The sequence below is a fragment of the Pantoea sp. EKM20T genome, from assembly GCF_011800485.1.
GTDB lineage: Bacteria > Pseudomonadota > Gammaproteobacteria > Enterobacterales > Enterobacteriaceae > Pantoea > Pantoea agglomerans.
In genome coordinates this window covers 147,696-160,886 of the sequence record NZ_JAALFW010000006.1, presented here as the reverse complement: position 1 = coordinate 160,886, position 13,191 = coordinate 147,696, and the positions used below count along the sequence as shown (strand labels likewise).

General features: G+C 60.2%; 9 protein-coding genes. 8 read left to right on the top strand and 1 reads right to left on the bottom strand.

Translation table 11 applies throughout. From position 1 onward, the window contains the following. Positions 1–32 precede the first annotated feature (32 nt). A complete protein-coding gene (locus tag HFD94_RS12835) occupies positions 33–2,189 on the top strand; it encodes a bifunctional diguanylate cyclase/phosphodiesterase (protein ID WP_010249004.1) in 2,157 nt (718 codons plus the stop codon). 125 nt (positions 2,190–2,314) lie between these two features. Further along, on the top strand, positions 2,315–3,709 hold the full coding sequence (locus tag HFD94_RS12830) for a PLP-dependent aminotransferase family protein (protein ID WP_122889609.1): 1,395 nt from the start codon (positions 2,315–2,317) through the stop codon (positions 3,707–3,709). A 5-nt stretch (positions 3,710–3,714) separates the two neighbouring features. On the opposite strand, the gene HFD94_RS12825 is transcribed toward HFD94_RS12830, so the two are convergent. Beyond that, entirely contained in the window at positions 3,715–4,197 is a 483-nt protein-coding gene (locus HFD94_RS12825) for a YlaC family protein (protein ID WP_010249002.1), read from the bottom strand. 330 nt (positions 4,198–4,527) lie between these two features. Here HFD94_RS12825 and HFD94_RS12820 point away from each other — a divergent pair, with 330 nt between their 5' ends. From HFD94_RS12820 to HFD94_RS12795, 6 genes are all read left to right on the top strand, one after another. Next, positions 4,528–5,127: a cupin domain-containing protein gene (locus tag HFD94_RS12820; protein ID WP_010249001.1), complete on the top strand. Its 600-nt coding sequence runs from the start codon at positions 4,528–4,530 to the stop codon at positions 5,125–5,127. Positions 5,128–5,260: 133 nt separating this feature from the next. Next, a complete protein-coding gene (locus HFD94_RS12815) occupies positions 5,261–6,328 on the top strand; it encodes an ABC transporter ATP-binding protein (RefSeq protein ID WP_010249000.1) in 1,068 nt (355 codons plus the stop codon). Positions 6,329–6,343: 15 nt separating this feature from the next. Further along, positions 6,344–7,345: an ABC transporter substrate-binding protein gene (locus HFD94_RS12810; protein ID WP_061703100.1), complete on the top strand. Its 1,002-nt coding sequence runs from the start codon at positions 6,344–6,346 to the stop codon at positions 7,343–7,345. A 2-nt stretch (positions 7,346–7,347) separates the two neighbouring features. Then, the gene (locus tag HFD94_RS12805; RefSeq protein ID WP_031291968.1) at positions 7,348–9,087 is read left to right on the top strand and encodes an iron ABC transporter permease; all 1,740 of its coding nucleotides are present in this window, start codon (positions 7,348–7,350) and stop codon (positions 9,085–9,087) included. Beyond that, complete coding sequence (locus HFD94_RS12800) at positions 9,075–10,163, top strand: MBL fold metallo-hydrolase (protein ID WP_010248994.1); 1,089 nt, start codon at positions 9,075–9,077, stop codon at positions 10,161–10,163. Before HFD94_RS12805 ends, HFD94_RS12800 begins: the two co-directional genes overlap by 13 nt. Positions 10,164–10,341: 178 nt before the next feature. Then, positions 10,342–13,191 carry a bifunctional diguanylate cyclase/phosphodiesterase gene (locus HFD94_RS12795; protein ID WP_010671103.1) on the top strand — a complete coding sequence of 950 codons (2,850 nt, stop codon included), beginning with the start codon at positions 10,342–10,344 and terminating at the stop codon, positions 13,189–13,191.

Here is a 13,191-nt window from a genome sequence, read left to right as displayed (position 1 = left end):
AACCACAAGCTCTGCTTTCGCGGGAATGCACTATGTTAGCGACCTCATACGACTCTTTTATCGTCATCGTCTCCGTTCTTGTCGCGATGCTGGCTTCGTTCACCGCCTTAGATATGGCGGGACGGGTGGTGCATTCAACCGGCAAAGTTGCGCTGGTCTGGCTGTTCGGCGGCGGTTTTTCCATGGGCATCGGCATCTGGGCGATGCACTTTATCGGCATGCTGTCGATGAACATGGAGATGGTCATGAGCTACAACGCCGGGCTCACCGCCTTTTCTGCGGCCATCGCGGTTTGTGCGTCGATATTTGCGCTGTGGCTGGTCTGCAATGGCGATCTGCCTTTGCCGCGCCTGGCGGGCGGCGCGCTGATCCTCGGCAGCGGCGTAGTCGCGATGCACTACACCGGCATGGCGGCGCTGATGTTCTCCCCCGGTATCGTCTGGAAATGGGGCTGGGTAGCGCTGTCGGTGGCGATCGCCCTGGCCGCCTCTGGCACCGCGCTGTGGCTGGCGTTTAACCTGCGGGAAGGACAGACCAGTCGGGTCACCCTGCTGCGCATTGGCGCATCGGTGGTGATGGGCTGTGCTATTGCCGGCATGCACTACACCGGCATGATGGCGGCAGAGTTTCCCGTCCACAGTCATCCGGTCGGGCAGGGCGTCAACAGCAACTGGCTGGCGATTCTGGTCACGGTGGTCACTATTTCAATTCTGGGCATTACCTTGCTGGTGTCGATGCTGGATGCGCGGATGCAGGCGCGTACCTCGATTCTCGCCAGTTCGCTGGCTGAAGCTAATCGCGAGCTGGCACAGCTGGCGCTGCACGACAACCTGACGCGGCTGCCCAACCGCATCCTGCTGGAGGATCGGCTGGAGCAGGCGATTAACAAAGCGAACCGTGAGCAGAGGCAGTTTGCCCTGATGTTTATGGATCTCGATGGGTTTAAGGCGGTCAACGACGCGTTCGGGCACCACATTGGCGACAGTCTGCTGGTCGGCGTGACCGAGCGCATGAGCGAGCAGATGACCGGCTACTTCACGCTGGCGCGGCTCGGCGGTGATGAGTTTGTGCTGCTGGTGGAGATCGACGATCCCAATGATGCGGCGGCCATCGCCGATAAGCTGGTCAAAGCGGTGGATCGCCCGTTTGATATCTCACGCTATGAGCTGGTGGTATCGCTGAGTCTTGGCATCGCGGTCTATCCCGGCGATGGCGTGGATGAGCGCGAACTGATGTTCAACGCCGATGCGGCGATGTACCACACCAAAAATAATGGCCGCAACGGCTACACCTTCTTTCAGCCTTCAATGAACATTCAGGCCCAGAGCCAGCTTCAGCTGAATAACGATCTCTGGCAGGCGCTGGATCATGATGAACTGCGCCTGTTCTATCAGCCAAAATATTGCGCGCCGAGCGGTCCGATTCTCGGTTTTGAGGCGCTGCTGCGCTGGCAGCATCCGCAGCGCGGCCTGCTGTCGCCCGATAAATTTCTGCCAATGGCAGAAAAGACCGGAATGATTGTCAATATCGGCAACTGGGTAATCCATGAAGCCTGTCGCCAGCTGCGCCAGTGGCATCTGCAGGGCCATCCGCACTGGTCGGTGGCGGTGAACCTGTCGGCGTTGCAGTTTGAGCAATCGAATCTGGTGAAGACGGTGGTGGATGCGCTGGAAAAACATCAGATTCCGGCCGAACTGCTGACGCTGGAGGTGACGGAAACCACCGCGATGCGCGATCCCGATGAGAGCGTGCGTATTCTGACTGAGCTGACCCAGCTCGGGGTTAAAGCTTCAATTGATGACTTTGGCACTGGCTACTCCAGCCTGCTCTATCTGAAACGGCTACCGGCCAGTGAACTCAAGATTGACCGGGCCTTTGTGAATGAGCTGCAGCATCACACAGAAGATGCCACCATCGTGTCGGCGATAGTGGCGCTGGCGCAGTCGCTGCAATTGAAAGTGGTGGCCGAAGGCGTTGAAACCGCTGAGCAGCAGGCCTTCCTGACCAGCCTAGGCTGTAATACGCTGCAGGGCTATCTGCTGGGCAAGCCGGTTCCCCCGGAGCGGGTGCCGGAGCTGGCTGATTATGTGGTGGCAGAAATTGAAGAGGCGATTGCGGAAGTGAGTCTTAATGCCGAAGCCGAAGCCGAAGCCGGGCAGCCGCTGACGCCGCAGGTCGCTGTGATCTGACCTGCCTGAAGCCGTGAAGAATCAGCGCAATCGGATAAAGCGATTCGCGCCGCCTGTCATTGGTCGCCGTGCGTGGTAAAGTCTCGCGGTCAGACTATTCACGGTAAAACAAGGAGAGGTCACCCGTGGCGAAATACCAGCGATTGATGGATGAGATTCAGCAGCAGATAGAGGCCGGCATCTGGCTGCCGGGCACCCGTCTGCCGTCATTGCGTCAGCAGGTCGCGCAGCAGGGTGTCAGCCTGATGACGGTGCTGCATGCCTATGAGTTGCTGGAGAGTCAGGGCTGGATCGTCTCCCGTCCACAGTCGGGTTACTACGTTGCACCGCGTGCCTTAGCACCCGCGCCGCTGAGCGTGGCGATCAGTGAACAGGTCGATATCAACGACTTTGTGTTTGATGTGCTGCAGGCCACGCGCGATCCGACCATCGTGCCGTTTGGCTCCGCCTTTCCCGATCCCGCACTCTTTCCGCAGCGCCAGCTGATGCGCTCGCTGGCTAACGTCTCTCATCATCTGACCCCAACCGATGCGCTGCACAATCTGCCGCCCGGCAACGCTACACTGCGACAGCTGCTGGCGCAGCGCTATGCGCGTCAGGGCATCACCCTGTCGCCGGATGAAATTGTCATCACCAGCGGAGCGCTGGAGGCGCTGAACCTCAGTCTGCAATCGCTGACCGAGCCGGGCGATTATGTGGTGATTGAACAGCCGAGTTTTTATGGCGCGCTGCAGGCGATAGAGCGGCTTAAGCTCAAGGCACTGGCGATCCCGGTCGATGCCAGAAATGGCATCGACCTCGTCCAGCTGGAGGAGGCACTGCAGCGCTGGCCGGTGAAAGCCTGCTGGCTGATGACCACCCTGCAGAATCCGCTGAGCGTAACCTTAACGCCGGAACGCAAACAGCAGCTGGTCGCACTGCTGGCGCGTTATCAGGTACCGATGATTGAAGATGATGTCTATGCCGAACTCTGGGCGGGTGATGCGCCGCCGCTGCCGGCGAAAGCCTGGGATCGCCAGGGGAACGTGCTGCACTGCGGCTCATTTTCAAAGTCACTGGTGGCAGGATTCCGGGTCGGCTGGGTCGCGGCTGGACAGCATGCGCAGCGTATTCAGCGGCTGCAACTGATGAGCACGCTCTCTACCAGTGCGCCGATGCAGCTGGCGCTGGCCGATTTTCTTGCCACGCGGCGTTACGACACCCATCTGAAGCGGCTGCGGCAGATTCTGGCGAAGCGACAGCAGATGGTGCGCCAGGCGTTAATGAAGGTGCTGCCGCCGCAGGCCACGGTCAGCGAAGCGCGCGGCGGCTATTTTCTCTGGGTGACGCTGCCGGAAAGCATCAATACGACCCGGCTCTATCAGCGGGCGCTGGCTCAGGGGATCAGTATTGCACCGGGGCAGCTATTTTCGGCAGGTGAGCAGTTCAGGCACTGCTTCAGGTTAAATACCGCCTGGCCGTGGGATAGTCGGGCCGAGGCGGCAATCGTGAAGCTGGGTCAGCTAATGGCGGAAGGATAGGCGGATTAAACCCGCGCCGCTTCCTGATGGCCCCAGGTCAGGTAGTAGACATCATAGAAGTCCACTTCCCCTTTTTGTGTCAGCAGACGCTGGATACCGCTCTTCACGCGTTCTGGTGTCTCAGGCAGCGACAGAATGCGTGAGATTGCCTGTTCGCGTACCGGCTGAATGTAATACCACTCGCCGTTGTAGCAAACGCGCAGATCGAGGGCATCGATATCTTCAAAGCGATATTTCGGGTTGATATCCAGCAGCATCAGCACACTCATTACCAGCACAAACACGGTGGCAAACCAGAAGGCGGGCCAGCCGAGCATCTCGGTGGTGAAAATCAGCGCCACGCACAGGCCGTAGCAGAGGTACATTACTGCCCAGAGACCAGGGTGGTTCTTCAGAAACGAGAGGCTGAAACGCGGCAAATTGTCGCGACGTTCTTCGCGGTTAAGCAGGGCGATCTCGTCAATCAGGATTTGTTTAATAGCGTCCATTTGTTACCTCACTGTCATCTGTTAGCTATTACAACAGATAACAGTCAAGCATATCAGAAACAGATCTGTGCTTTTTTTATATAACAGTTTATACGACAGTGACCGGGGCGTCGGGCTGCTGCGCCTTTAGACTTCCCGCCTGACATTTTGCAACACTTTGCCGCAGTAAGAACCGCTACCCTCTGTCGCGCAGGCACACTCCGACCCTATAGTTAACGACACATTTGGCTTTAGTCAGCAATATCAGTCAATTATCTCAATTGTGTCGTCTGGCGCACATTGCATTGTGCCGCGGGTTTGCCACACTTAGAAAAACATCGGAGAACCTGTATGCGTGCCTCATCCTCCAGTCTGCTATTAATGATGTCCTTTGCCGCTGGCACCTTCTCGGCCGGGGCCTCTGACAATCCTCAGCATCTGATGCTCGCCAGCCCGTCGGGCGGTGTACCCAATAACCCGTTACCTCTGATTATCTGGCCGCGCGTGGTGCCGGAAGAGGAGGAGATCGCTGCGTGGTTTGAAAAAACTTTCGAGGAGAACGGCTGGCCACCCGCCTGGCGCTATCCGATCTTCCCATACACCCATTATCATCCCAATACCCATGAACTGCTGGGCGTCGCTGAAGGCTGGGCGGAAGTGCTGTTTGGCGGCGACAGTGGCCGCATGGTGACCCTGCGCGCAGGCGATGCAGTCCTGATTCCGGCGGGTGTCGGCCATCGGCAGGTCAGCGCCAGCGAAGATTTTATGGTGATAGGCGCCTATCCGCACGGGATGTCGCCGGAGACGCTGCGCGATGAGCCCGCGAAGCTAAAAATGGCCCAGGAGCAGGTAAAAAAAGTGCCGTTGCCGACGCAGGATCCCTTTACCGGCAAAGAGGGCGCATTAACCGAGATCTGGCAGCCGATTGCGGCGCTCACCGCCCAGCAGTAAGCCACGGGGCGAGCACGCCCCGATGCCGCTCCGCCAGCCCGGCTTTCGCGTCCCGTAAGCCTGGCTGTCACCGGGCTGTCATCAAACTGTCGTAGCGTTTTGCCCAGCATGTCAACGGCAAAGGCAGAGTAAGATGGCGGCAATATCCTTAACCGGACTGAGCAAAGCGTTCGGCGCGCAGCCGGTACTGGACGCGGTTTCGTTACAGATTAACCAGGGCGAGTTTGTCGCCGTTCTTGGGCCTTCTGGCTGCGGCAAAACCACCCTGCTGCGCCTGCTGGCCGGCTTTGAAACGCTCGACAGCGGTGAAATCCGCATCGGTGAACGTCAGGTTGCCGCAGACGGGCTGCACCTGCCGCCGGAAGCCCGCGAGCTCGGCGTGGTGTTCCAGAACTACGCTTTGTGGCCGCATATGACGGTCGCGGAGAACGTCGGCTACAGCCTGAAGGTGAACGGTGTGGCGCGCGCAGAACGCGAACTGCGCACCACCCAGGCCCTGACGCTGGTCGGGCTGGATCGCTTCGCCGACCGCCGACCCGCCGATCTCTCCGGCGGTCAGCGCCAGCGCGTGGCACTGGCACGCTGCCTGGTGGCACGGCCGACGCTGGTGCTGCTGGATGAGCCGCTGGCTAACCTCGATGTCCATCTGCGCGCCACCATGGAAGAGGAGTTCCGCCGCTTCCATCGCCACAGTGGCGCCACCTTACTCTATATCACCCACGATCAACGCGAAGCGATGGCACTGGCCGACCGCATCGTGGTGCTCGAACACGGCAGAGTGATGCAGTTCGCCAGCCCGCAGACCCTGTGGCGCGAACCGGCTAATGAGATGGTGGCGACCTTTATTGATGAGGGGCGGGTGCTGCCGGTCAGCGACATTGAGCCGCTCGATCCGGGTCAGGCAACCGCCACGCTCTGCGGGCTGCGGGTTTTGCTGCGCTGCTCGCCTCACCAGCGCCCGCTGCCACACGGCAAAGCCAGCTTCCACAGCGTCAGTTTTCACCTCGCCACTGAGGGAGAGCGGCAGTTTGCCGCCCGCGTTGAGCGCATTATCTTTCGCGGTGGCTACCATCAGATCAACCTTCGACCGCTTAATCAACCGGATGTCAGCCTGTCGCTGACGCTTAATGATGCTGCATTACTGGCGGTGGATGACACCGTCGGCGTCGCCGTCGATGACGGCTGGATTCTTCCTGCATAAAGGGTTTCAGAAACCATGAAAACGGCTTTTCGTACTCCGCTTCACGCGCTGTTGTTGCTGTCGGGCCTGGCGGCCTCAACCCTGTTGCAGGCGGCCGACGCGCCCGGCGGCAAGCTGGTGGTTTACACGTCGCAGGCACCTGAAATTGCGCAACAGACCATCGATGCGTTTAAGGCCGCGTATCCGGCGGTGGAGGTGGAGTGGACCCGCAACGGCACCACTCAACTGATGAACGTGCTGCGCACTGAGATGATGAGCGGCCAGGTCAAACCCGATGTGCTGCTGGTGGCCGACGCGATCAATCTGGGCGCACTCAAGAAAGAGGGGCAGCTCTATTCATATCCGGCCGCCCCGGTCAGCCACCTGAAGCCTGCCTATTACGATGCGGATAAAACCTTTTTCGGCACCAAAATTATCGCCACGGTGATCGCCTATAACACCCAGCGTGCGAAGCCGGTCAGTAGCTGGAAAGCGCTGGCAGTAGAAGAAAACAGAGGCCAGATTGCGGTCCCCAGTCCCCTCTATTCCGGTGCGGCGCTCTATAAGCTGCATACCGATATCCATACTCCGTCGATTGGCTGGGCGTTCTATCAGCAACTGGCCGCTATCGGCATTGCGCCACAGGGCGGCAATGGACCGGCGCTGAAAGCGGTTGCCAGCGGCATGGATAAGTATGGCGTGATCACGGATGCCGATATTATCCGCGCCAAAAAGCAGGGATCGCCCATCGATCTGGTCTATCCGCAGGAGGGCGTCTCCTATGTGACCGAGCCGGTGGCGATCATGAAGTCGGCGCATAATCTGCCGGCCGCCAAAGCCTTTGTTGATTTCATGCTGTCGGAAGCAGGACAGCAGCTGGTGGCGAAGCAGGGAAACCGGCCGGTCGATGCCCGCGTGGCGGCACCCAGTGGCTTTGCGCCGATTGAGCAAATCACGCTGCTGACGCCGGATGTGGCAAAAGCGGTGGCCGAGGATGCTCAGGTCCGCGAAACCTTTACTGAACTGTTTGGCGGCTGATCGTGAGCGTGCTGGGCAACGAATGGCGAAGAGGCCAGGCCGCCAGGCATCGCAGATGGCGGGCGGAACCGCTGGTGCTGGGCATACTGGTGCTGGTGATCGGCCTGCTGTCGGTGGCACCCTTTGCCCGGCTGATGGGAACCGCGCTGGCACCGGATGGCATACTGGATAGCGATCGCCTGCTGAGATTGCTGACCAGCCGGCGGGTGCTCAGTGCCACACTGAATACCCTGGCGATCGGCATCAGCGCGACGTTGCTGTCGCTGCTGCTGGGAACGGTGGCCGCCTGGCTGGTGGCGCTCACCGATTTGCGTGCCAAAGCGGCCTGGGTATTTGCCTTTATCCTGCCGCTGATGATCCCGCCTCAGGTGACTGCGCTGGCCTGGATACAGGCGCTGGCACCGGGCAGTCTGCTGGCCACAGCGGTGAATGCGCTGGGCGGGACGTGGCTGGCACCCGGTCAGCAACCGCTCTATTCCGCGACCGGCATGGTGCTGCTGCTGGGTCTGCACAATGCGCCGCTGGTGTTCCTCACGGTGCGGGCTGGCCTGCGTCGACTCCCCGCCGAACTGGTGGAGGCGGCCCGCATCAGCGGCGCATCACCCCGGCAGATTCTGTTCACGGTGATCCTGCCGCTGGCGCGCCCCGCGATCTTCGCCGGGGCGGCGCTGGCGTTTGTCGCTGCGGTCGGGAATTTCGGTATCCAGGCGATGCTGGGTATTCCGGCGCGGGTGCCGACGCTGATTACGCTGGTTTATCAGCAGCTCAATACCCTCGGCCCCGGTGCGCTGCCCAATACCGCCGTCTACTCGATGCTGATTGCGCTGATCACCCTCGCCGGGATGCTGATTAGCGGCTGGCTGGGCGGACGACGCGATGTCCGGGTCAGCGGATCGCCACGACCCTGGCACCAGCCGCTGCGGCGCGCGCGACTGCCGGGCGAAATCATCGCCTGGCTGTGGATGGTGATCACCTTGCTGCTGCCGCTCAGCGCCTTGCTGACCACCGCCTTAACCCGCGGTTTCGGTCAGGCTCTGAACTGGCAAACCCTGACGCTGGAGAATTTTCAGCAGGCGCTGTGGGGCTATCCGGCGATACGGCAGGCGTTCTTTACCAGCCTGTGGCTCACCGGCCTGACGGCGCTGCTGCTCAGCGTCATGGCACTGTTCCTGGCTTTCTTTCTCAGCTGGCATCGTACCCGGCTGGTGCGGGGGCTGGGATTCGCCAGTGAGCTGACCTATGCGCTGCCCGGCATTGTCACCGGCGTGGCGGCGATGCTGTTTTTCCTGCGACCGCTGCCGCTGCTGGGATTTTCTCTTTACGGAACGGTGTGGATTATTCTCGCGGCCTATCTGGCCAATTTCCTGGCGCTGGTGTTAAGGCCGACGCTGGCCGGGTTCGCGCAAATCGAACCGTCACTGGATGAGGCGGCGCGCTTATGCGGCGCGGGTCTGATGCGGCGGATGACTGACATCCTGCTACCGCTGGCGGCACCTTCTGTGCTGGCCGGTGCGCTGCTGGTGTTCCTCACCGCGCTGAATGAAATACAGGTTTCAGTGCTGCTGGTTACCGCGCAAACCCAGACGCTTGGCCCGACCATTATTTTCCTGGATGAAGGCGGATCGGCGCCGCTGGCGGCGGCGGTCGGATGCCTGATGATCGGGATCGTGCTGGGCTTAATGCTACTGGCCTCACGACTGACGCGCCGTCTGCCGCAGGGAGTCCTGCCATGGCAAGCCTGACGGTGATCAGCGGCGTCGGCGGAAAACTGCCGGCCGCTTTCCTGCTGGAGATAGAGGGATACCGTCTGTTATGGGATTTAGGTGCCGGGCCGGAGCCGGGCGTCCGGCCCGCAGTGGACGCCATCGGCCAGGTCGATGCGCTCTGCCTGACCCATTCCCATGTGGATCACGCGGCGGCGCTGGATAGCTGGGCCGACATCGGTTCACCGCCGGTCTATGCCAGTGAGATCACCTGGCAGCAGCTGGGCGAGGCTGGCGTGCCGGCTCAGGCGCGACGCATCCTGCCATTGCGCGGCCAGTGCGCGCTGGGGCCGCTGAATCTCTTTACCGGTCGCAGCGGGCATTCGCCAGGATCGATCTGGTTTCATCTGCCGATTGCAGGTGGCATCACCTATATGGGCGACTGGAGTCGCGAATCGCTGCTGTTGCCGTTTGATTGCCCGCCACGCGCACGGCTGTTGATTACCGATGGTTCCTATGGCGACCGCAATCAGCGACTGGCGCAGCAGATCGACGCGCTGGCCCTGGCGGCACAAGGGGGCGCCGTGGTCACCGCGCCGCTGCACGGGCGCGGCCCTGAGATGGCGCTGCAGCTCAGCGCTCGCGGGCTGCCGGTGGTGATGTGTCCCCAGGTGCGCGAAGAGGTGGCGCAGTTGCTGGCGCTCAACAGCCTGCCCGCCGCGGCGATGCTGGCGCTGGCCCGGTTATTGCGCGTCGCAACACCCGACCGCTGGCGACCGGATACGGTTATTGTCGCGGCGGATGCGGTGGCTGACAGCGGGCTGGCGGCGCAGCTCAGCCATCAGCCCGACTTTCGTCTGATCTTCAGCAGTCACGTTTCCAGCGGCACCCGTGCCTTTGAGATGCTGCAATCCGGCATGGCACGCTGGCTGCCGTGGAATGTGCATCCGCCGCTCGACGATCAGCTGGCGCTGATCAGACAGACGGCGGCCCAGAAAGTGATCCCGGCGTTTGTCGCGCCGCAAGAGTGCCAGCAGCTGATGAGCCAAAGTCCGGCAATGCTCTGCTGGCAGCACCGTTATTCGCTCTCCTCGCGCTGGGAGCGGGTCGCCTGACGCGCCGCCGCCACGGAGTCATTGAACATTTACTCGCCGCTGCCGATAAACCCCTTATAAACACTGATTAATCTTCTTAATGCGCTTGTCATCTCAGCTCTTTTCGGCTGTAGTCTGCGCACGCTATTAAGAACATTCCTAAGCCGTCATCCGGCTACAGAGCAGCAGGCTAATCACAATGGATAATAACTCTGAGGTCATCTATCGCATGCTGGTACAAAGCGTGAATGATTACGCCATCACTATGCTAAAACCTGACGGTATCATCGGCAGCTGGAATCAGGGTGCTCAGCGCACGATAGGCTATACGCCAGACGAGATGATTGGCTGTAGCTTCGCTCTGTTGTATAGCGAAGAAGATCGCCGCCGGGGCCTGCCGCAGCGTGGGCTGGATATGGCTGCGACTGCCGGACACCATGAAAGCGAAGGCTGGCGCTATCGCAAAGATGGCAGTGCTTTCTGGGCACACGAGACGATCGACCCGATACGCAATGACGCCGGTCTGCTGGTGGGATACGCCTGTATTACCCGCGACTGCACTCAGCAGCAGGAGCAGCAGCGCAAAGAGCGGGAGCAGGAGATGCGCTTCCGCCTGCTGGTGGAGGGCGTTACCGATTACGCTATCTATATGCTCGATCATGACGGCAACGTGGTGAACTGGAATGCCGGGGCACAGCGCGCCAAAGGCTATGTGGCGGAAGAGATTGTCGGCCAGCATTTTTCCCGCTTCTACAGCGCCCAGGATCGCCTGAACCGTGTCCCGGAGCAGAACCTGCAAACCGCTTATCGCACCGGCCGCTTTGAAGATGAGGGCTGGCGCTACCGCAAAGATGGCAGCGCCTTCTGGGCGCATGTGGTGATCGACACGATCCGCGACGATCAGGGTAAGCTGCTGGGCTACGCTAAAATCACCCGCGACTGCACCGAACAGCAGCGCGTCCGCAGTCAGCAACGGGAGCAGGAGCAGCGTTTCCGTCTGCTGGTAGAAGGGGTCACCGATTACGCCATCTATATGCTCGATGTCGATGGCGTGGTGGTGAACTGGAATGCCGGTGCGCAGCGTGCCAAAGGGTACAAAGCGGATGAAGTGGTGGGTCAGCACTTCTCGCTGTTTTACAGTTCCCAGGAGCGGCTGAATCGCATCCCGGAAGCGAATCTCGGTATCGCGCTTAAGACCGGCCGTTTTGAAGATGAGGGCTGGCGCTACCGCAAAGATGGCAGCGCCTTCTGGGCGCATGTGGTCATCGACGCGATCCACGATGATGACGGCAAGCTGGTCGGCTTCGCTAAGATCACCCGCGACCGCACGGAACGCCGTGAGCAGGAGCAGCAGGTGCTGCGCGCCAGGGATCTGGCTGAAGCCCAGAGCACCCAGAAAACCGCGCTCTCTAAATTCCTGGATAATATCATCGCCAACATTCCCTCCTGCGTGATTGTTGAAGATGCGATCACCCGCGAGATCCTGCTGGTTAACGACCGCACTCAGCAGCTGTTTGGCCTGTCGAAATCGCTGATCGTCAACAAGCGCCCGCACGAATGTATGTCGCCCGAACTCAGCGATTACTTTAATAATCTGGCGGATGTTGCGCTGCGCAGTGAGGGCATGCATGAACGTGAGCAGTTGCTGATGACCGCCAGCGGCGAACGCATTCTGCATACCCGCGCCACTGCGATTAACGGTCAGGATGCGCGACGTAACTACCTGATGCTGCTGGTGGAAGATGTCACTGACCAGCGCGCCGCTGATGCCCGTATTCACCATATGGCGCACCACGACAACCTCACCAGCCTGCCGAACCGCATTCTGTTCCGCCAGCGTCTGAGTGAAGCCCTGCGCACTGCCGGTCAGATACAGCGCCAGACCGCCGCGCTCTGCCTTGATCTCGATAACTTCAAAAATGTGAACGATGCGCTGGGCCACCAGATTGGCGACGAGTTGCTGCGCAGTGTGGCTAAGCGTCTGCGTAACGCGCTGCGTGACCAGGATACTCTGGCGCGTATCGGAGGCGATGAGTTCGCCATCGTGCTGCCTTCGGTGGCCAGTAATGAAGAGGCGAGCATTGTGGCGCAGCGCCTGATTGAGGCGATTCGCCCGCCGGTCAACGTTGAAGGCCATAATCTGTCGGTCGGGCTCAGCGTGGGTATTGCGCTCAGCACCACCATTACCAATACGCCGGAGCAGCTGCTGCGCTGTGCGGACATGGCGCTTTATGAAGCCAAACGTAACGGTCGCAACCGTTATGAGCATTTCACGCTGGAGATGGACGATGTGGCGCGCAGTCGACGCCTGATTGAAAACGATCTGCGCGATGCGATTAGCGGCGGGCATCTGCGGCTCTACTATCAGCCCATCACCAACGGTGATAACCGTACCATCATTGGCTATGAGGCGCTGATGCGCTGGCATCATCCGATTCGTGGGCTGATCATGCCCAACGACTTCATCCCGATCGCTGAAGAGACCGGCCTGATTCATATGCTGGGGGCGTTTGCACTCTATGAAGCCTGTCGCGAAGCGGCGAGCTGGGAAGGGGAGCAGTCGGTCTCGGTCAACCTCTCACCGCTGCAGTTTAAAAACAGCTCGCTGGTACCGGTGGTGGAAGGCGCGCTGAAAGAGTCGGGTCTCGATCCGGCGCGGCTGGAGGTTGAGATCACCGAATCGGTGCTGCTGGATGATTCGCTGGGTAATATCCGTACTCTGCAAAATCTCAAGGCGCTGGGCGTGCAGATTGCGCTGGATGATTTCGGTACCGGCTATTCGTCGCTGAGCTATCTGCGATCTTTCCCGTTCGACAAAATCAAAATCGACAAATCCTTTATCAATGATATGGGTGACAGCCGCGAGGCGCTGGCGATTATCCGCGCCATCACCGGTATGAGTCGCAGTCTGGATATCCAGATTACTGCCGAAGGGGTGGAGAGTGATGAGCAGTTCGCTAAGCTGCGCGATGAGGGCTGTACCCTGTTCCAGGGCTTCCTGTTCGGACGGCCTCAGCCGTCGGAACTGCGGCTGAAAACGCTGGGTTAA

Bases quoted from the DNA above. Each gene is read 5' to 3' on its own strand.
- HFD94_RS12835 (WP_010249004.1), top strand. From the start codon at position 33: ATGTTAGCGACCTCATACGACTCTTTTATCGTCATCGTCTCCGTTCTT.
- HFD94_RS12825 (WP_010249002.1), bottom strand. From the start codon at position 4,197: ATGGACGCTATTAAACAAATCCTGATTGACGAGATCGCCCTGCTTAAC.
- HFD94_RS12820 (WP_010249001.1), top strand. From the start codon at position 4,528: ATGCGTGCCTCATCCTCCAGTCTGCTATTAATGATGTCCTTTGCCGCT.
- HFD94_RS12815 (WP_010249000.1), top strand. From the start codon at position 5,261: ATGGCGGCAATATCCTTAACCGGACTGAGCAAAGCGTTCGGCGCGCAG.
- HFD94_RS12810 (WP_061703100.1), top strand. From the start codon at position 6,344: ATGAAAACGGCTTTTCGTACTCCGCTTCACGCGCTGTTGTTGCTGTCG.
- HFD94_RS12800 (WP_010248994.1), top strand. From the start codon at position 9,075: ATGGCAAGCCTGACGGTGATCAGCGGCGTCGGCGGAAAACTGCCGGCC.
- HFD94_RS12795 (WP_010671103.1), top strand. From the start codon at position 10,342: ATGGATAATAACTCTGAGGTCATCTATCGCATGCTGGTACAAAGCGTG.